The following is a 19,485-nucleotide window of genomic DNA, read 5'->3' on the forward strand; positions in this document are numbered from 1 at the left end:
TCTTCGGCGTAACCGGGCCGGACGCGTGGGGTCGGGAAGGGCCGTGGTGCGCTACATTGAGCCAATGACCTCAGGACCGCCAAGTGGTGCGCAAAAACTCAACAATGATGTTGACTGGGATGTCGACTTCGACCCCAAGGAGTACATCAGGCACAATTATCTCGTGCTGCACCGAGATGACAAAGAGATCATCTCGGCCGTGCGCAACCACTTCAGTGATCATTTCCGGCGGCATTCCGGCCGCGTCCGTTCCGGTATTGACGTGGGTGCGGGACCCAACCTCTACCCGGCGTTCACCATGCTCCCCTGGTGCGACAGCATCACGCTGCTGGAGCGTTCGTCGCGGAATGTGGCCTACCTCGAGAGCCAGCGCGACGGCTACGACGGCAACTGGGACCAGTTCTGGAACGTCCTGAGCGAGGACGACGAGTACGCCAGGTTCGGCGAGGACCCCAGAGCGCGCTTCCGGGAGGCCGTCGAGGTCAGGCCGGGCAACCTGTTCGACCTCGGTGTCGAGGGCCCGGACGGCACGGTGGAGCGCTGGTCCATGGGGACGATGTTCTTCGTCGCCGAGTCGATCACCACGTCCCTCGAGGAGTTCCGGCACGGCGTCCGCCGCTTCATGGACGCACTGGAGCCGGGCGCGCCTTTCGCCGCCGCATTCATGGAGCATTCCCTGGGATATGCCGTGGGCCGGCATGAATTCCCGGCGCGGGACGTCGGCGAGCAGGAAGTGCGCAATCTGCTCAAGGAATACGCAGGTGACGTCGATCCCGTCCATATCGGTGAGCCCGGGGGGCTCGTGCGGGAGGGCTACACGGGAATGATTCTGGCCTGCGGCCACCGGAACGACTGACTGCGGATCCGGATTCCCGTCGAAGTGGTGGCGGGTACCTGTGTGAGGGGCATGGGGAATGCAGATCAAACCGCGAATCCAATTGTTGGATGTGTGGCAGGCGATCGCCGGTCATTCCTTCAGCGGGGGCCAGTGGGACTGGGGTGAATGGGGAGGCCGCAGCAGCGTCGCCGACGCCGAACGGCTGCTCTGCCTCCTCTACCCCGCCACCGAGATCCCCGAATTCCGGTTGGACAATCCCGACACCACCCAGGAGGACGTGGAGCGCGTCCTGAAGGAGGCGGGGGACGCCACCGAGATTCCCGCGAACCTGGTGAGCATCCTCGGCGAATTCATGGGGAAGCACCACGGCGGCGACCTGGGGCCCACTTTCGCCGGCGGCTACTACTTCCTTGCCGAGGACCCGGAGCAGGAACTCACCAAGGAACAGCGGGAACTCGGCGTCGTCGACAGCTTCTCGATGTCCGTGACGCTCTGCCTCGCCACCCTCGGCTTTCTGAAGGTCTACCGGACGAAAACCATCCGCACCGACACCCAGGAACTCATCCAGGAACTCTGGGACTCGACCAGCCAACGGCTCACCGCCGCCATGGTGAACCTGCTGCGGTCCTTCACCATCAACGCCTTCGAGGCCGAGTCCCCCCAGGGGCAGGCCCTCTGCGGCCTCCTCGGCCAGGGGCGGCAGTCCGAGCGGGTGGTCGTCCAGCGGTTCCAGGAGCGCTTCAGGGCCCTGCGCGCCGTCATCATCGAGAGCTTCACCCTCGGCGTCGAGATCGAGACGCAGCTCCAGAACGAGAACCGGCTCTTCGAGTGCGGCTGGGCCTGGAGCCTCGTCAAGGACGCGCCCGAGGTGGAGACCAGCGCGGGGATCGGCGTCCAGCCCGAGGGCGCCGCCGCCTCCGTCCCCTACCTCTACTTCACCGTCGTGGCCCTCGACGGCATCCAGGACCTGTTCTCCCGCCGCACGCTGACCCTCGGCCTGCTCAACCCCGAACAGCAGCGCCTGGCCGAGGCGTTGCGGCTGCGCTGGGAGATCACCCAGCAGTACTGGTCGGAGATCGCCCGCTTCGGGGAGGGCCGCTGGCCCCTGGAGGACATCCCCTGGCGGACCACCGGCCAGCGCCTGGAGTCCGAGTACTTCTCCCTCTGCGTCGCCTCGATCCTCGTCCACGACCTGGTACGCCGCCAGGCCACCGACGACGACCTCGCCCGCACCGTCGACATCGTGGAACGCCTCGCCGAACGCGGCCGCATCACCAGCCGCATGACCGACGACGACCCGGCCGTCCTCCTGCACAACCCCGGTGTCGCCCTGCCCCTGCTGGGCAGCGACCACATCGGCCCGGCCATGCAGTGGTCGATGACGGACTTCTCCGCCCAACTGCTCAAGCGCACCATCCAGTTGTGCACGCTCTCCCGCAACCTCGACTCCTACGACCGACTGCTCCGGCTCGCCGAGGAGATCCTCGGCCATCTGTGGAGACGGCGCCGCATCGACGGCGACGGCGCCGGCCTGTGGGACAACGTGCACGCCGCGTATCCGAGTTCGCAGGAGCGCAGCGGACCGCTGTCCTGGAACATGACGGAACGCGTCGCCGAGTGCATGGTCGCCGCGTCCTACCTCCACAAGCAGCCGCCGATCCGCAGCGCCGACCTGACCACGCTCGCCCGGGCCCTGCTCAGCGAGTCGACCCACCTCCTCGGCAAGGAACAGATGGAACCAGCCCCCTCCCCGCAGAGCCGGGAAGCGGAGACGCTCAAGGGCGTCGAGGCCGACCTCAAGCGCGCGCGGCACCTCCTCGACACCGAACCGGGCACCTCCTGCGCGCTGGCGCTGGGCGTGCTGGCCCGGCTCGACACCCTGGCCCGGGCCCGGGACACCGGGGCGGGGGTGTGACCCGTGCTCGTGTTCGCCGCCTCCGACAAGGGAGGCACCGGCCGCTCGGTCACCAGCGCCAACCTGGCCTACCGGCGCGCCCTCCTCGGTGACGACGTCTGCTACCTGGACTTCGACTTCGGCTCGCCCACCGCGCCCGCCGTCTTCGATATACCGGACGTCCTGAAGGAGGCCGAGGGGCGTGGCCTGCACTCGCACCTCAAGGGCGACCGGAGCGAGCCGCTGCGCGTCGACATCTGGGCCCGTACCGAGCACTTCGTCCTGCGCGACAGGCCGGACCGCTCGGGACGGCTGGTGCTGCTGCCCGGCGACCGCAGCGGCGGCGAGTTCGTCACGGACGCGGAGAACCTCCACCGCTGCGTGGACCTCATCCTCCAGCTGAAGCGCGAGTTCGACGTGATCGTGGTCGACCTCAGCGCCGGACGCAGCTATGCCATGGACCTGGCGCTCGCGGCCACCGCGCGGGGCGCGCTGCGGCGCCTCAAGACCCGCTGGCTGATCTACCACCGCTGGACCAGGCAGCACGTCATGGCCGCCGCCGAACTCGTCACGGGCAAGCAGGGCATCGTCAGCGCGGGCGTGGAGATGGGGCACGACCGAGACACGCTCACGGGCGCCATCCGCTTCGTCCGGGCCGCCGTACCCGCCCTCGACTCGCCGCTGTGGTCGCAGCTGCCGCCCGCCCAGTCCGCCTGGATGCGCCAGTACAACAAGCGGCTGGAGAGCATCGCGGCCGACCTGGGCATCGGCCGCAGCCGGGTCCTGGGGTCCGTACCGCTGGAACCGGTCCTGCAGTTGCGGGAGCAGCTCATCACCGACCAGGACGTCCTCGACAGCCGTATCGCCAACATCGAGACCTGGCAGGCGATGGGGGACCTCGCGGACAAACTGGCCGACGACAAGTACTGGGGGGCGCTGTGAGCACCGCGGGAGCCGTCTTCCGGGAGACCAGCGCCCAGCCGCGCACGGAGGCCGTGCCGTACTCCCATCTCTCCCTGGAACTCGGCCACCTGTACATGGAGGACTTCGCGGAGGGCCCCGACCGGCTGCGCGCGCACTTCGCCGCCGTACGACCCTGGCTGGACGCCGCGCGCGCGGGCGTCCCCGGCCTCCCCGACGGCAAGCGGCCCCGGATCAGCACCTGCTTCCTGATCGACGACTACTTCAGCCGCCTCGCCACGCCCGCCGAACTCGTCCCGCCCCTGCTGAAGGCGGCCGAGGACGCGGGCCTGAGGATCGACTACCTGGCCCGGGAGTCCGGCTGCGCGGCCACGGACCCCGCCGCGCCGGACGGCGGCGGGCTCGCCGACTCGGTCTTCGGCCGGCTGGTCGAGTCCCCGCCGCCCGGCAGCAAGGGATTCCGCCCGCCGCTGAGCCGGACCGGCTGGCTCACCAACGGGCGCCGCGCCCCGGGCCTGCGGACCTCCGCCGCGCTGAACTCCGGCGGGGCCTGGCAGCCGCCCAGTGAGACCCTCGCGCGCGGCCACTCCATCTTCGTCGACGTCGAACTGTGGGACGAGCGCGGCGAACGGCGCACCTGGTCGTGCGCCTTCCTGGCCGCCGTATGGCAGCTCGCCCGGCTCGGCCTGCTCCGCGACAACGGCAGGGCCGTCCTCACCCCGGTCCCCTGGGACGCCTCCGCCTTCCCCGCGGACTGGGACGACCTGCCGCACCTCGTCCGGCTCGACCCGGGCGCGGCGCCCTTCAGCGCGTACTACACCTGCAGCGTGCTGCCGACCCGGTTCCTGCCGGTCGAGCACGCCGTGCGGATCGTCCTCGAACAGACCCATGTGGACGAAGCGGCGCTGCACCAGGTCGCCCAGCGCGCCCGCGGCGAGCGGGTCACCGTCCCCGCGGGCGTCGTGGACCGCACGTCCTACGTGTTTCCGCCGGGGCTGTGACATGAGCGTCCCGGGGGAGACGACAGGGCCCGTGCTCGCCTGCGGCGAGGTGCGCACCTGCCTGCTGCCCACCCGCGACGCGGTGAGCGGGCGCGACGCCGAGCGGCTGCTGCGGCTGCGCGACGACGAGCGCGTGCGGATCTCCCAGCGCCCCAATCCGTACGCCGTCTCGCCCGACGTCCTCACCGGAGTCGACTGCCACCTGCCCACCGCCAACCGGGCCCGGGCCCATGTGGTCGGCACGGTGGCCGCGCGGGCGTCCCTCACCGAGGGGCGGATGCTCCAGGCGACGGCGTACTTCGCCGCACCGGCGACGGGGCCCGACCGGCGCCGGCCGTGGGGGTACTACCTGGTGCGCCCCGGCGTCCTCGTCCCCGTCGGCAGGATCGACGCACGCTCCGTGGCGCAGGGGTTCCTCACCCAGCATCTGAGGGACGACGCGCCCGACGATCTGGACATCGGGTCGATCGCGGAGGGCCTCCTCGCCCGGATCTCACGCCATCGGCTCCTCGACTACGACGTCCCCCTCACGTCCGCCGGCACCAGCCTGCGCTGGTCCGCGCTGCCCGCGGCGGACGGCGAGGAGGCGTCCCTGGAGTCGTTCACGATCGCCGAACACGGGCTGCGCCTGGTCGAGTTGCGGCTGCCGGGCGGTGTCCCGCCCGCCGTCGTGGCCGGGCTCTGCGAGGACCTCGCCCTGCACGACTGGCTGCTGACGACGGTCGTGGACAAGCTGGACGGCGTCCCGCTCGGCTCGGCCGAGGACGCGGCCGCCCTGCGCAGACTGGGCCCGCTCGTCCACCACCTGCTGCATCTGTGGATGCCGAAGGCGCGGGTGGACGGGAGGCTGGGCGCCCTCTGGGACGTCCTCGAACAGGACCCCGGGTTCAGCCGGCAGTGGCAGACCCTGGTCCAGCGCATCCGCGATCAACTGGCGCTGCGGGCAGCGGTGGCGCGGCGGCACGAGCCGCAGCCGCTGGCAGCGTCCTGACGACACGGAGAACGACGCCCGCACCATCCCGACGGGGGGAGAAAGAGAGATGAATGAACGAAAGCCGATACGCAGCCAGGGCGCGGTACGGACCCCGGACGCCTGGGACAGGGAGGAGGACGGCGCGCGGCCACTGGTGCAGAAGCTCCTGATCACCGTGGTGACAGGAGGCGCGGCCTATGTGCTGACCAACGTGCTCTCCCCGCGGCAGGACGACGAGTGGCGGGTCGTCACGGCGGTGCTCTTCGGCGGCGCGATCCTGATCGTCCAGTTCATGATCACTTTCGCGCATCAGCTGGGCGAGCTGAGGGCCGTGGTGGAGCAGCGCTTCGTCGACATCGGGCAGGCGACCAAACTCTTCAACAGGGTCGAGGAATTACGCGGCGACGGCGTGCCCCGGCTGGCCGAGAACGCCACCAAGGTCCTCTCCGTCGGACCCGAGATCCTGCACGACTTCGCGCGCCGGGAGATCGACCGCCTCGCCACGCACATGGACCACCTGACCACCCTGAGCGCCGAGTCCCCGGGCGAGAACGACGACTGGATCCTGGCCCTCGCCCACAGCGCCAAGACGTCGATCGACGCCATCAGCACCTCGTCCGTCGACCGGGCCTTCTGGAGCAGCGAGCCCGCGGCACGCTATCTGGACGCGCAGCGCGAGGCGATCCAGGAGCGCGGGGTCAGGGTGCGGCGGCTGTTCATCGTGCGCAACCCCGACGAGATCGGCATCCTGGACCAGCTCTGCGACGAGCAGCAGAGCCTTGGCATCGAGGTGCGCGTCGTGGCTCTGCCGCACCTGCCGCAGCAGTTCACCCGGCGCGGCAACATGCTCGACTTCATCATCTTCGACGCGGCGGTGTCGTACGAGATCGGCGCGGACCAGGTGAACGTGAACTACCGGACGCGGGTGGACTTCCACCCGGCCGACGTCCAGGACAAGATGAAGCGCTTCAACGAGCTGTGGAACGTCAGCGCCAACGGCTATCCGCCGGCCGCCGGGCTGGTGGGCAACCCGTCCGATCCGAACGGTCAGTGAGACACCCAGGGCGGGCCGTGACGTAGGGTGCGGCCGCATGAGTTTCTGGAGCTTGTCGTCGTGGCGAAGACGGATACGGCCGAAGGCCGCCCGCCGGTACCCCGTGCCGCTCACCGCGCACCAGTTGTGGATGATCTCGCTCGGCGCGCCCGTCGGTCAGGACGCGAGCGCCTCGCGGACCACCCTGTATCCGTTCGACCGGATCGACGACGAGAACGCCCGGCGCCGGCTGGCCGACCAGTGGCAGATCACCTCGCGCGAGGCGCTGGCCCGCCGGCTCGACGGGCTGGCACGGACCGGCTACCGGGCGAAGGCGCAGCAGGTGCTCGGCGTCGCGCCGCTGGCCTGGGACGCCGCCCTGTACGTCGACCTCGCCCGCCGCGGCTTCGCCGCCGGCCTGATCACCGAGGCCGACGCCTGGACCGCGCTGAAGAACATCGTCCCGGCGGTCGCGGGCACGTACGCCTCCTGGCAGGAGTACGCCGATCACTACCTGCTGGGCAGGAAGGTGTGGCGCGACGCCCTCAAGGGGCCGCGCGACGACGCCGCAGGCCTCCCCGCCCCGCAGGCCACCGCCGAGGCGCACCTGCGCTCCCTGCTCGACCCGGCGACCCGGGCCAGCCCCTGGAACCAGGTCTCCTGGGATGCCATATACCGTCCCGATCGGGCGCGATCCCGTTCCGACCGGGTGCGCTGACCGGGTGCCGGAGCACGCGAGAACTACGTGAGAATGGATCCATGACTCTGTTCCGCGACGACGGCATCGTGCTGCGCACCCAGAAGCTGGGTGAGGCGGACCGGATCATCACGATGCTCACGCGCGGTCACGGACGCGTACGGGCCGTGGCGCGCGGGGTACGGCGGACCAAGTCCAAGTTCGGGGCCCGCCTCGAACCCTTCTCCCACGTCGACGTGCAGTTCTTCGCCCGGGGAAGCGAGCTGGTGGGGCGCGGGCTGCCGCTGTTCACGCAGAGCGAGACCATCGCCGCGTACGGCGGCGGGATCGTGACCGACTACGCCCGGTACACCGCCGGGACGGCCATGCTGGAGACCGCCGAGCGGTTCACCGACCACGAGGGCGAGCCCTCCGTACAGCAGTACCTGCTGCTCGTCGGCGCCCTGCGCACCCTCGCCCGCGGCGAGCACGCCCCGCATCTCGTCCTGGACGCGTTCCTGCTGCGCTCGCTCGCCGTCAACGGCTACGCCCCGAGCTTCGGCGACTGCGCACGGTGCGGAATGTCCGGCCCGAACCGGTTCTTCTCGGTCGCCTCCGGCGGCTCCGTCTGCGTCGACTGCCGGGTGCCCGGCAGTGTCGTACCCTCCCCGCGGACCCTGGAGCTGCTCGGCGCGCTGCTTACGGGAGACTGGGAGACCGCGGACGCGTGCGAGCCGCGGTACGTCCGGGAGGGCAGCGGGCTGGTGTCCGCCTACCTGCACTGGCATCTGGAGCGCGGGCTGCGCTCACTTCGGTACGTCGAAAATTCGTAGCACCACAGTTGTAAGCACCACTGAGGAGACGAGAAGCACATGGTCGTACGCGGGATCCTGGGCCGCCAGCGCCGCGAGCACAAGACGCCGGAGCCCCACCCGTCCGGCGCCCGCGCGCCGAAGCTCCCCGGCGAGCTCGTCCCGAACCACGTGGCCATCGTCATGGACGGCAACGGTCGCTGGGCCAAGGACCGCGGCCTGCCGCGCACGGAGGGTCACAAGGTCGGCGCCGAGCAGGTCCTGGACGTGCTCCAGGGCGCCATCGAGGTCGGCGTCGGCAGCATCTCGCTGTACGCCTTCTCCACCGAGAACTGGAAGCGGTCGCCCGACGAGGTGCGCTTCCTGATGAACTTCAACCGGGACTTCATCCGCAAGACCCGCGACCAGCTCGACGAGCTCGGCATCCGGGTGCGCTGGGTGGGCCGGATGCCCAAGCTGTGGAAGTCGGTCGCCAAGGAGCTCCAGATCGCCCAGGAGCAGACCAAGGGCAACGACAGGCTCACGCTGTACTTCTGCATGAACTACGGCGGCCGCGCCGAGATCGCCGACGCCGCGCAGGCCCTGGCCGAGGACGTGAAGGCGGGCCGGCTCGACCCGTCGAAGGTCAACGAGAAGACCCTGCAGAAGTACATGTACTTCCCGGACATGCCGGACGTGGACATGTTCCTGCGCCCGAGCGGCGAGCAGCGCACCTCCAACTACCTGATCTGGCAGAGCGCTTACGCCGAGATGGTCTTCCAGGACGTCCTGTGGCCCGACTTCGACCGGCGCGACCTGTGGCGCGCCTGCCTCGAATTCGCCTCCCGCGACCGCCGGTTCGGCGGCGCGATCCCGAACGAGGAACTGCTGGCGATGGAGCAGGCGATGCGGGGCGACGAGGCGTAACCGCCGGTCGCCTGTCCGGCCCTGCCGCTACGATCACGGCTCGTCACCGAAGGACCGGGGAGGGGCCGTGACCGCAGAACAGACCGCCGAGGTGCGGGAGTCCGCTGTCGTGCTGGAGTACGCGTACGAGAAGGCGGACATGACGGACGCCGTCAAGGTGATCCTGCGCAAGCGGGGCGGAGCCGGGTGGATCTTCCGTCCGGCCCTCCTCGTCGCCGTCGGCGTAGTGGGGCTGGCGACGCTGGCGCTGGACCTGTCCCGGGGCGAAAGCCCGCTGCTGGGCGTGATGCTCACGGTGTGGCCGGCCCTGATGCTCTTCTACATCCCGGATCTGTCGGCCCGCCAGTCGCTGAAGAGCAACGAGCACCAGGGCCGGCTGACGGCGACCGTCGACGACGAGGGTGTGCGGATCACCGGAGCCCACGCCGACGCGCGCTCGGCGTGGGGCAGCTACGGCCACTACGTCGAGACCAAGCGGGTGTTCGTGCTGCGTGGCCCCCACCGGGCTGCCAACTGCGCGATAGTGCTGGTCAAGCGCGGTGCGCGCACGCCCGCGGACGTGGAGCGGCTGCGGGCCCTGCTCGACCGGCACCTGGCCCGCGCCTGAACCCCGTTCAACAGCCGGAGGACTTGGCGCACTCCGCACACGTACCGAAGATCTCCACCGTGTGCGCGACGTTCACATAGCCGTGCTCCGTCGCGATCGCCTCGGCCCACTTCTCCACCGCCGGGCCCTCGACCTCGACCGCCTTGCCGCAGGTGCGGCAGACGAGGTGGTGGTGGTGTTCGCCGGTGGAGCACCGGCGGTAGACCGACTCGCCGTCGGAGGTGCGCAGGACGTCGACCTCGCCGGCGTCGGCGAGGGACTGCAGGGTGCGGTAGACGGTGGTGAGCCCGACCGAGTCGCCCTTGTGCTTGAGCATGTCGTGCAGTTCCTGCGCGCTGCGGAACTCGTCGACCTCGTCCAGGGCCGCCGCCACGGCTGCGCGCTGGCGGGTCGCACGACCCTTCACGGGCGGTCCAGCGGTGGTCACCGGTTGCCTCCTTCCGTGGCGCGCGGCCACGTCTGCGTCTGCCGGGCCATTGTGCCAGTCCAGGCCGCTCCCAGTCAGGCTCCGACCTCGTCGGCGGCCGCCCGGGTGGCGGGAATCGAGCACTCCGCCGGATCGCCCGCGGGGTGTGCCGCCGCGGCCGCGCGGGCCCTGCGGCGGGCCAGCGGCGCGGCCAGCGCGGTCAGCGCCAGGAACGCGGCGATGGTCAGCAGCACGATCGTCGCGCCCGGCGGCACGTCCTGGTAGTACGACGTGACGGTGCCGCCGAGCGTCGCGGCCACGCCGATCGCGACGGAGATCGCGAAGGTCGCCGCGAAGCTGCGGGTGAGCTGCTGGGCGGCCGCGACCGGCACCACCATCAGGGCGGAGACCAGGATCAGGCCCACCACCCGCATCGCGACGGTGACCGTGACCGCCGCGGTGACCGCCGTGAGCAGGTTCAGGGCGCGCACGGGCAGACCGGTCACCCGGGCGAACTCCTCGTCCTGGCTGACCGCGAACAGCTGGCGGCGCAGCCCCAGCGTGACCAGGGCCACGAAGGCCGCGAGCACGGAGATGGCGGTCACGTCCGACGGCGACACCGTCGACAGCGAGCCGAACAGATACGAGTACAGGTTGGCGGTGGAGCCGCCCGGGGCGAAGTTGACGAACATGAGCCCGCCGGCCATGCCGCCGTAGAAGAGCATCGCGAGGGCGATGTCGCCGCGCGTCCTGCCGTACCAGCGGATCAGCTCCATGAGGACCGAGCCGAGCGCGGAGACGGCCGTGGCCATCCACACCGGCGAGGCGTTCAGCAGGAATCCGAGGCCGACGCCGGTCATGGCGATGTGGCCGATGCCGTCGCCCATGAGGGGCTGGCGGCGCTGCACGAGGTAGATGCCGATGGCGGGCGCGGTGATGCCGACCAGCACGGCGGCGAGCAGCGCCCGCTGCATGAAGGCGTAGTTCAGGAGGTCCATCAGCTCAGCAGTCCCGTGCGGATCGGCTCGGCGCCCGCGGCGTCGTGCGGGTGTACGTGGTCGTGGCCCGGCAGGGCGTGCTGCCCCACCGCGCGCGGCGGCGGCCCGTCGTGCACGACGCAGCCGTCACGCAGGACGACCGCCCGGTCGATCAGGGGCTCCAGGGGGCCCAGTTCGTGCAGGACCAGCAGCACGGTCGTGCCGGCCGCTACCTGAGCGCGGAGCGTGTGCGCGAGCACCTCCTGGCTGGCCAGGTCGACGCCCGCCATCGGCTCGTCCATGATCAGCAGCTCGGGCTCGGCGGCCAGGGCGCGGGCGATGAGCACCCGCTGGTGCTGGCCGCCGGAGAGGGCGTTCACGGAGTCCTTCGCGCGGTCCGCCATGCCGACCTGCTCCAGGGCCCGGTGTACGGCCTCGTGGTCGGCCTTGCGGAAGAAGCCGAAGCGGGCGCGCGCGAGGCGGCCCGAGGAGACGACCTCGGTGACCGTCGTCGGGACGCCGCCCGCGGCCGTGGTGCGCTGCGGCACGTATCCGACGCGCGCCCAGTCGCGGAACGTACGGCGCGGGGTGCCGAACAGCTCGATCTCGCCGCCGCTGACCGGCACCTGGCCGATGACGCTGCGGACGGCCGTCGACTTGCCGGAGCCGTTCGCGCCGAGCAGGGCGACGACCTCGCCGCGGTGCACGGTGAGGTCGATGCCGCGCAGGACGGGCCGCGAGCCCAGCTCGGCGCGGACGCCGCGCATCGCGATGACGGGCTCGTTCGCGTCGTCCCTGCCGTCCCTGCCGTCCCTGCCGTCCCTGCCGTCCATGGTGCCCTCCGTGGTGATCACTTGGTGCCCAGGGCCGTCTGCAGGGCCTTGAGGTTCGCTTCCTGGACCGAGAGGTAGTCCCTGCCGCGGGACCTGTCCGTGATGCCCTCGATGGGGTCGAGGACGTCGGTCCTCAGGTGGGCGTCCTGGGCGATGGTCTTCGCGGTCTTGTCGCTGACGAGCGTCTCGTAGAACACGGTGGAGACGCCGTCGGCCCTGGCCATGGTCTCCAGGCCCCTGACCCGCGCCCCGCTGGGCTCCGACTCGGGGTCGAGGCCGCTCACGGCCTCCTCGGTGAGGCCGTAGCGCTCGGCGAGGTAGCCGAAGGCGGCGTGCGTGGTGACGAAGACCCTGGTCCTCGGGTGGGCCAGACCGGTCCTGAACCGGCTGTCGAGCTCGTCGAGCCTCCCGACCAGGGCCGCCGTGTTCCTCCGGTAGTCGGCCGCGTGCTTCGGGTCCGCCTTCTCGAAGGCCTTGCCGACGCCCTCGGCGACCTGGGCGTAGCGCACCGGGTCGAGCCAGATGTGAGGGTCGTCACCGCCGGTCGCGCCGGCCTCGTCGCCCTGGCGGGTGTCGTGGGCGGCCGCGTGCCCGCCGACCTCGGTGCCGTGCCGCTCCAGGGTGGTGAGGGAGGCGGCGTCGATCTTGGTCCTGATCGGGGACTGGGCGACCGCGTCGTCGACGGCGGGCTGGAGGCCCTTGAGGTAGAGCACCGCGTCGGAGTCCTCGAGTTGCGCCGTCTGCCGGGCGCTGATCTCCAGATCGTGCGGTTCCTGGCCGGGCCGGGTGAGACTGGTGACGTGGACGTGGTCCCCGCCGATCCGCTCGGCGAGGAAGGCCATGGGGTAGAACGACGCGACGACGTCGAATTTGCTCGTGTTGCCCGCTGCCGCGCCGCCGCCGGAGCAGGCGGTCAAGGCCGCCATGCCGAGGGCCGCTGCCGCGCTCGCGGCGACCGCGGGGAGGAGACGTCGTCCTATGTTCATGAGAGTCATTTTCAACAAACATGGAAACCGTTGTCAACAAGCCTCGTGAGGGCCCCCTACAAACGACGTGAGAGATCCCTTAACGGATACCGATTTGGTTGTGGGGGAGGCTGCGCCGGTAACCTGAAGCATTCGCTGGAAGCATCTCGCTTCGTCGCCCGTCGTCGTAATGAAGAGAGCACCGTGGCCGCCGACAAGATCGACACCATCGTCAGCCTGAGCAAGCGCCGTGGCTTCGTATTCCCCTGCAGTGAGATCTACGGCGGCCAGCGTGCCGCCTGGGACTACGGACCGCTGGGTGTCGAGCTCAAGGAGAACATCAAGCGCCAGTGGTGGCGCTACATGGTGACGTCGCGCGAGGACGTGGTCGGTATCGACTCGTCCGTGATCCTGGCGCCCGAGGTCTGGGTCGCCTCCGGCCACGTCGCCACCTTCACGGACCCCCTCACCGAGTGCACCGCCTGCCACAAGCGGTTCCGCGCGGACCACCTGGAAGAGGCGTACGAGGAGAAGAAGGGGCACGCCCCGGCCAACGGCCTGGCGGACCTCAACTGCCCGAACTGCGGCAACAAGGGCACGTTCACCGAGCCCAAGCAGTTCTCGGGTCTGCTCTCCACCCACCTCGGCCCGACGCAGGACAGCGGCTCCGTCGCCTACCTGCGCCCCGAGACCGCCCAGGGCATCTTCACCAACTTCGCCCAGGTGCAGACCACCTCGCGCCGCAAGCCTCCGTTCGGTATCGCCCAGATGGGCAAGTCCTTCCGCAACGAGATCACGCCCGGCAACTTCATCTTCCGCACCCGCGAGTTCGAGCAGATGGAGATGGAGTTCTTCGTCAAGCCGGGCGAGGACGAGAAGTGGCAGGAGTACTGGATGCAGCAGCGCTGGAACTGGTACACCGGCCTGGGTCTGCGCGAGGAGAACATGCGGTGGTACGACCACCCGAAGGAGAAGCTCAGCCACTACTCCAAGCGCACCGCCGACATCGAGTACCGCTTCCAGTTCGGCGGCAGCGAGTGGGGTGAGCTGGAGGGCGTCGCCAACCGCACCGACTACGACCTCGGTGCCCACGCCAAGGCCTCCGGCCAGGACCTCTCCTACTTCGACCAGGAGGCCGGCGAGCGCTGGACGCCGTACGTCATCGAGCCGGCCGCCGGTGTCGGCCGCACGATGCTGGCGTTCCTGCTCGACGCCTACGTCGAGGACGAGGCCCCGAACGCCAAGGGCAAGATGGAGAAGCGCACGGTGCTGCGCCTCGACCACCGCCTCGCCCCGGTGAAGGTCGCGGTCCTGCCGCTGTCCCGCAACCCGGAGCTGTCCCCGAAGGCCAAGGGCCTCGCCCAGGCGCTGCGTCAGAACTGGAACATCGAGTTCGACGACGCCGGCGCCATCGGCCGCCGCTACCGCCGCCAGGACGAGATCGGCACGCCGTTCTGCGTCACCGTCGACTTCGACACGCTCGAGGACAACGCGGTGACCGTGCGCGAGCGCGACACGATGAAGCAGGAGCGCGTCTCCCTCGACCAGATCGAGGGCTACCTGGCCAGCCGCCTGATCGGCGCCTGAGCCGGTGACCGCCGGGGCTCCGCCCCGGCACCGCGACGCCGCCCACCCTCCACCGAACCGGTCGGTGGAGGGTGGGCTTTGTCGTACCCAGCTCGGCGCTTCGGCCTATATCCCGCTCGACTCCGTCGGATCCACCGTCGCCTGATGCGCTTCGGCGAGGTGCTCCTGGGCCTTCAGCCACGGAAGGAACTGCGCCCCCTTCTGCCAGCCGCACGTGTCACATCTGATCGTGCGCTGCACGCCCGTGCGCCGGACCCGGACCACGTGCTCCCGCCCGTGCCCGTCCCAGCGGCTCACCTTGCTCGAGTCGATCTGCGGCATTAACGCCTCCAGCGTTCACGTCCTGTGGAACCGGTACACCTCCAGCAGCCAGGAGTGTGCAGCAAGACCAATATCAACAGGGGATCTCGCGCGATGAGTCGGGCTCCCCGGAGGCCGGGGAGGCTCAGGCCGAGACGCTCGCCGCTTCGCGGACCTCGGGGGACTCCAGTCGCTGAGCGGTGAGTTCGGCCGTACGGCGGGCCCAGCGGCCGCTGGTGAGCGCGCCCAGGGTGAGCACCGCGAGACCGCAGACCACGATGATCCACCACCCGGGGCGGGCCGCTGACACGAATACCTCGCGGTACGAGGACGCGCCCACGCCGGAGGCCAGGACGGCGCCGATCACCGCGACGCCGAGGGTCTGGCCGAGCTGCCTGCTGGTGGAGGCGACGCCCGCGGCCACCCCGGCCTGTGCCCGCGGCATCCCCGACACCGCCGTGTTGGTGATCGGCGCGTTCACGAAACCGAAGCCGATGCCGAACAGGGCGTACCCGGCGAAGAGCATGACGTTCGACGTCTCCGCCTCGAACGCGGCGAACAGCACCCCGCTCGCGGTCATCGCGGACCCCGCGACGAGCAGCGGCAGACGCGCCCCCCGGGCGCCCACGAGCCGACCGGACAGCGGCGCGCACAGGAACGTCGGCACGGCCATCGGCAGCATCCACAGGCCCGCGTGCAGGGCGTCGAGCCCGCGCACGTTCTGCAGGTAGAGCGTCGACAGGAACAGGAAGCCGCCCAGGGCCGCGAACGCGCTGACCGCGATCACCGTGGCCCCGCCGAACGGCACCGAGCGGAAGAAGCGCAGGTCGATGAGGGGCTCGTCCCGGCGCGGCTCGTACCAGAGCAGGCCCAGCAGGGCGGCGGCGGCCAGCGCGGCGAAGGGAAGCACCGTGCCCGCGCCCGCCTCCGGCGCCTCGATGATCGCGTACGTCAGTGAGCCGAACAGGGCGACCACCAGCACCTGGCCGACCGGGTCGGGGCGGCGGGCCCGGGGGGCGCGGGACTCGGGGACGAAGCGCAGGGTGAGGAGCAGGGCCGCGAGGCCGACGGGGAGGTTGACCCAGAAGATCGCGCGCCAGCCCACCGACTCCACCAGCAGCCCACCGACCAGCGGACCCGCCGCCATGGATATGCCGATCACGGCACCCCACATGCCGATCGCCCGCGCCCGTTCGCGGACGTCGGTGAAGGTGTTGGTGATGATCGACATGGCGACCGGGTTGAGCATCGAGCCGCCGACCGCCTGGACCATGCGGAAGACGATCAGCAGCTGAAGGTTCGGCGCGAGCGAGCACAGCAGGGAACCGGCGGTGAACGTCGCCAGGCCCGTCATGAAGACCTTCTTGCGGCCGATCCGGTCGGCTGTCGAGCCCGCGAGCATCAGCAGCGAGGCCAGCACCAGCGTGTAGGCGTCGATCGTCCACTGCAGACCGGAGGTCGAGGCGTGCAGCTCGCGTTGCAGTGAGGGCAGCGCGACGTTCAGGGCCGTGTTGTCGAGGCTCACGATGAGCAGGCTGGAGCAGCAGATCGCGAGCACGAGCAGGCGTCGGCGGTGACTCAACTCGGGCATGGATCCATGGTAACCGATGTCGATAGTGCGGCTAACTAATTACTGTCTCGGATTCCCCGTCGATACGCGACAATGGGTGGATGCCCACGCCCGTATCCCCCTTGCAGATCGGCCCGCACACCGTCCAGCCGCCCGTCGTGCTGGCCCCCATGGCCGGTATCACCAACGCGCCCTTCCGCACCCTGTGCCGGGAGTTCAGTGGCGGCAAGGGCCTGTTCGTGAGCGAGATGATCACGACCCGGGCGCTGGTCGAGCGCAACGAGAAGACCATGCAGCTGATCCACTTCGACGCGACCGAGAAGCCGCGCTCGATCCAGCTGTACGGCGTCGACCCGGCGACCGTCGGCAAGGCCGTCCGCATGATCGCGGAGGAGGACCTGGCCGACCACATCGACCTGAACTTCGGCTGCCCGGTCCCGAAGGTGACGAGGAAGGGCGGCGGCTCCGCCCTGCCGTACAAGCGGAACCTGCTGCGGGCGATCCTGCGCGAGGCCGTCACCGGCGCCGGGGACCTCCCGGTCACGATGAAGATGCGCAAGGGCATCGACGACGACCACATCACCTTCCTCGACGCCGGGCGCATCGCCGTCGAGGAGGGCGTGACCGCCATCGCGCTGCACGGCCGTACGACCGCCCAGCACTACGGCGGCACCGCGGACTGGGAGGCCATCGCGCGCCTCAAGGAGCACGTGCCGGAGATCCCGGTCCTGGGCAACGGCGACATCTGGTCCGCCGAGGACGCGCTGCGCATGGTGCGCGAGACCGGCTGCGACGGCGTGGTCGTCGGCCGCGGCTGCCTGGGTCGGCCGTGGCTGTTCCAGGACCTGGTCGCCGCCTTCGAGGGCCGTACGCAGGACCTCGCGCGGCCGGGGCTGCGCGAGGTGGCCGACGCCATGGTCCGGCACGCCACCCTGCTCGGCGAGTGGATCGGCGACGAGTCCAAGGGCGTCATCGACTTCCGCAAGCACGTGGCCTGGTACCTGAAGGGCTTCGCGGTCGGCTCCGAGATGCGCAAGCGCCTCGCGATCACGTCCTCGCTGGAGGAACTGCGGTCCGGCCTCGATGAGTTGAACCTCGACCAGGCGTGGCCCGACGGCGCGGACGGCCCCCGCGGCCGTACGTCCGGCAACAACCGCGTGGTGCTGCCGGACGGCTGGCTGAAGGATCCGTACGACTGCGCGGGCGTCGGCGAGGAGGCCGAGCTCGACACCTCCGGCGGCTGAGCTCAGCCCTTCTTCGGGCGCGGCGTCGAGCCGTACGCCGTCAGGAAGCGGTCGCGGAAGGAACTCATCCTCCACACCGGCGCGTTGTGCGCGGGGCGCAGGCCGTCCGTCCAGTGCCAGCCGGCGATGCGGTCCAGGACCTTCGGGTCCTTGGCGACGATCGAGATCGGCACGTCACGGCTGGCGTGGTTGCCGCTGACCCGGGCGATCGGCTGGTGGTCGCCGAGGAAGACGAGCACGGTGTTGTCGTTGCCGTAGCGCTCCAGCCACTGGGTCAGCGCGGTCACCGAGTACTGGATCGACTTGCCGTACTCCTGCCGGGACCTGGTGGTGTCCGCGATGATGTCGGCCGGCTTGTTGCCCGCCGCCTCGATGCCCTTGAACACCGAGCCGTCGCCCAGCCGGTCCCAGCCGACCATCCTCGGGATCGGCGCCCACGGCTGGTGGCTGGAGGTCAGGATGACCTCCGACATCAGCTGCTTGCCGTCGGCGCGCTTCCTGCCGTGCACCCGCTTCTGGAACTGCTCCAGGGCGTACTGGTCGGGCATCGTCGACCAGCTGAACTTCGGCCCCTTGTAGCCCAGTTGGAAGGCGTTGTAGACCTTGCCGAGGCCGTAGTACTTCTGTTCCGGCCAGCCCTTCTGCACCCCCGGCATGACACCGACCGTGTCCCAGGCGCCGGTCTTGCGGAAGGCCTTGGTGAGGCTGAGGTGGTCGCTGGCCATGACGGTGCGGTAGCGCTGCTGGTTGCTGATCCACAGGCCCGACAGGGTGGTGGAGTGGCCGAGCCAGCTGCTGCCGCCGTACGTCGCCGACGTCAGCCAGCCGCTCTTCGCGTGGTAACCCGCCTTGGCCAGCGCCTTGGTGCGCGCGTCCAGGGTCCGGTCGACGCCGGGCGCCTCGATCGGGTCCTCGATCGCGCTGCGGCCGTAGCTCTCGATGAACGTGAAGACCATGTCCTTGCCCCGCAGGTCGGGCACGAGCTGCGAGCCCGGTGTGTTCCCGAAGGCGTCGGCCCGCGCCGTCCGCCCGAACGCCGCCTCGTCCCGCAGCGTGCTGCGCACCGACCGCGCCTGGCTCTTCACGACGGCGGCCGTGTGCTCCGAGGCGATCGGCGTCCCGGCGAGCTGCAGGCCGAGCGCGGTGCAGGTGATCCAGACGGTGCCGATGATCAGCGCCCCGCGGGAGGCCCGGGTACGGTACCTGGCCAGCAGCTCGGCGAGCCGCACGGTGGCCAGGGCCACGAAGCCGATCAGCAGGACGATCAGGAGCACCGCGCCGGCCGTGATGCCGAGCTCGGCGGTCGCGCCGAAGGTGTCATCGAGGTACGCGCGGGCGTCGCCGAGCAGCGACCAGTCCAGGATGACGTTGAAGCCCCGGCCCAGGTACTCGTGGAACCCCATGTCGAACAGGTTCACCACGGTGACCGCACCCAGCAGCGCACCGGCCAGCGCCGACACCACCAACCGAGGCCTGCGCGGCAGACTGACCAGCACCACGGCACCCATGATCGCCTCGGCCGGAAGCCGCACGAACGCGACGAGCTTCAGTCCGTCGACGGTGTTCGGCATCAGTAGACAGATGTAGACGAGGACGGCGGACAGCACGGTGGTCGCGAGGGAGAGGACCTGAGCGGCGCGAGGGTGACGGCTCCGCCGGCGTTGCCGGAAGCGGCGGCCGGACGGGATGCGCAGCCCGGACAGGATGCGGAGCCCGGACCGGATACGGAGCCCGGACAACCCGGACAGGAAGGACCGGGGGCGGGTGCCGACCTCCGTGATCGAATCGCCGCCCCCGACCGCCTCGGCCGTCTCGATCTCCGCGACCGATGCGCCCCGTTGGGGCGGCAGGGCCTCGCCCTCGGTCTCCCCGGCCGTACTCGGTGGCCGGCGCGTGCTCGTGTGCTGAGACAACCCGGGGGTCCTTCCGTGCGAGGCCGTGA

The 19,485-nt window shown here is 70.4% G+C and carries 19 protein-coding genes; 12 read left to right on the forward strand and 7 right to left on the reverse strand.

The genetic code is table 11. The annotated features are described in order from the left end of the window. Positions 1–64: 64 nt before the first annotated feature. The 10 genes from ABZ910_RS09710 (at position 65) to ABZ910_RS09755 (ending at position 9,661) form a co-directional block, all read left to right on the forward strand. Positions 65–856 carry an SCO2525 family SAM-dependent methyltransferase gene (locus ABZ910_RS09710; RefSeq protein WP_361361370.1) on the forward strand — a complete coding sequence of 264 codons (792 nt, stop codon included), beginning with the start codon at positions 65–67 and terminating at the stop codon, positions 854–856. Between the two features lie 58 nt (positions 857–914). After that, entirely contained in the window at positions 915–2,753 is a 1,839-nt protein-coding gene (locus ABZ910_RS09715) for an SCO2524 family protein (protein ID WP_361361372.1), read from the forward strand. A 3-nt stretch (positions 2,754–2,756) separates the two neighbouring features. After that, on the forward strand, positions 2,757–3,674 hold the full coding sequence (locus ABZ910_RS09720) for an SCO2523 family variant P-loop protein (RefSeq protein ID WP_361361374.1): 918 nt from the start codon (positions 2,757–2,759) through the stop codon (positions 3,672–3,674). Then, positions 3,671–4,654 (forward strand): SCO2522 family protein, encoded by a 984-nt coding sequence (locus ABZ910_RS09725; protein WP_361361376.1) that lies wholly within the window; start codon positions 3,671–3,673, stop codon positions 4,652–4,654. Before ABZ910_RS09720 ends, ABZ910_RS09725 begins: the two co-directional genes overlap by 4 nt. Before the next feature lies 1 nt (position 4,655). Next, positions 4,656–5,645, forward strand: a complete 990-nt coding sequence (locus tag ABZ910_RS09730; RefSeq protein ID WP_361361378.1) for an SCO2521 family protein — start codon at positions 4,656–4,658, stop codon at positions 5,643–5,645. Between the two features lie 49 nt (positions 5,646–5,694). Continuing rightward, complete coding sequence (locus tag ABZ910_RS09735; protein WP_361361380.1) at positions 5,695–6,681, forward strand: hypothetical protein; 987 nt, start codon at positions 5,695–5,697, stop codon at positions 6,679–6,681. 37 nt (positions 6,682–6,718) lie between these two features. Continuing rightward, entirely contained in the window at positions 6,719–7,378 is a 660-nt protein-coding gene (locus ABZ910_RS09740; RefSeq protein ID WP_361361382.1) for a DUF1266 domain-containing protein, read from the forward strand. A gap of 41 nt (positions 7,379–7,419) precedes the next feature. Next, complete coding sequence (gene recO / locus ABZ910_RS09745) at positions 7,420–8,169, forward strand: DNA repair protein RecO (protein WP_361361384.1); 750 nt, start codon at positions 7,420–7,422, stop codon at positions 8,167–8,169. 39 nt (positions 8,170–8,208) lie between these two features. Then, positions 8,209–9,054 carry an isoprenyl transferase gene (locus ABZ910_RS09750; protein ID WP_361361386.1) on the forward strand — a complete coding sequence of 282 codons (846 nt, stop codon included), beginning with the start codon at positions 8,209–8,211 and terminating at the stop codon, positions 9,052–9,054. Between the two features lie 67 nt (positions 9,055–9,121). Beyond that, positions 9,122–9,661 (forward strand): hypothetical protein, encoded by a 540-nt coding sequence (locus ABZ910_RS09755; protein ID WP_361361388.1) that lies wholly within the window; start codon positions 9,122–9,124, stop codon positions 9,659–9,661. A gap of 7 nt (positions 9,662–9,668) precedes the next feature. Here ABZ910_RS09755 and ABZ910_RS09760 read toward each other — a convergent pair whose 3' ends face one another. From ABZ910_RS09760 to ABZ910_RS09775, 4 genes are all read right to left on the reverse strand, one after another. After that, the gene (locus tag ABZ910_RS09760; RefSeq protein WP_361361390.1) at positions 9,669–10,088 is read right to left on the reverse strand and encodes a transcriptional repressor; all 420 of its coding nucleotides are present in this window, start codon (positions 10,086–10,088) and stop codon (positions 9,669–9,671) included. Positions 10,089–10,162: 74 nt separating this feature from the next. Continuing rightward, positions 10,163–11,065 carry a metal ABC transporter permease gene (locus ABZ910_RS09765; RefSeq protein WP_361361392.1) on the reverse strand — a complete coding sequence of 301 codons (903 nt, stop codon included), beginning with the start codon at positions 11,063–11,065 and terminating at the stop codon, positions 10,163–10,165. Continuing rightward, on the reverse strand, positions 11,065–11,877 hold the full coding sequence (locus tag ABZ910_RS09770; RefSeq protein WP_361361394.1) for a metal ABC transporter ATP-binding protein: 813 nt from the start codon (positions 11,875–11,877) through the stop codon (positions 11,065–11,067). Before ABZ910_RS09770 ends, ABZ910_RS09765 begins: the two co-directional genes overlap by 1 nt. Positions 11,878–11,894: 17 nt before the next feature. Then, positions 11,895–12,863, reverse strand: coding sequence for a metal ABC transporter substrate-binding protein (locus ABZ910_RS09775; RefSeq protein WP_361361396.1), 969 nt, complete (start codon positions 12,861–12,863; stop codon positions 11,895–11,897). A gap of 183 nt (positions 12,864–13,046) precedes the next feature. Here ABZ910_RS09775 and ABZ910_RS09780 point away from each other — a divergent pair, with 183 nt between their 5' ends. Then, positions 13,047–14,429 (forward strand): glycine--tRNA ligase, encoded by a 1,383-nt coding sequence (locus ABZ910_RS09780; RefSeq protein ID WP_361361398.1) that lies wholly within the window; start codon positions 13,047–13,049, stop codon positions 14,427–14,429. 105 nt (positions 14,430–14,534) lie between these two features. On the opposite strand, the gene ABZ910_RS09785 is transcribed toward ABZ910_RS09780, so the two are convergent. Together ABZ910_RS09785 and ABZ910_RS09790 are read right to left on the reverse strand one after the other, a co-directional pair. After that, entirely contained in the window at positions 14,535–14,750 is a 216-nt protein-coding gene (locus ABZ910_RS09785; protein ID WP_361361400.1) for a hypothetical protein, read from the reverse strand. A gap of 124 nt (positions 14,751–14,874) precedes the next feature. Continuing rightward, positions 14,875–16,320: an MFS transporter gene (locus ABZ910_RS09790; protein WP_361361402.1), complete on the reverse strand. Its 1,446-nt coding sequence runs from the start codon at positions 16,318–16,320 to the stop codon at positions 14,875–14,877. Between the two features lie 80 nt (positions 16,321–16,400). On the opposite strand from ABZ910_RS09790, the gene dusB reads away from it, so the two are divergent. Beyond that, on the forward strand, positions 16,401–17,543 hold the full coding sequence (gene dusB / locus ABZ910_RS09795) for a tRNA dihydrouridine synthase DusB (protein WP_361361404.1): 1,143 nt from the start codon (positions 16,401–16,403) through the stop codon (positions 17,541–17,543). Between the two features lie 2 nt (positions 17,544–17,545). Here the strand turns inward: dusB and ABZ910_RS09800 are convergent, their stop codons facing one another. Then, positions 17,546–19,114 carry a CDP-alcohol phosphatidyltransferase gene (locus ABZ910_RS09800; RefSeq protein WP_361361440.1) on the reverse strand — a complete coding sequence of 523 codons (1,569 nt, stop codon included), beginning with the start codon at positions 19,112–19,114 and terminating at the stop codon, positions 17,546–17,548. Between the last annotated feature and the right edge of the window lie 371 nt (positions 19,115–19,485).

The sequence above is a fragment of the Streptomyces sp. NPDC046805 genome (assembly GCF_040645355.1).
Classification (GTDB): Bacteria; Actinomycetota; Actinomycetes; order Streptomycetales; family Streptomycetaceae; genus Streptomyces.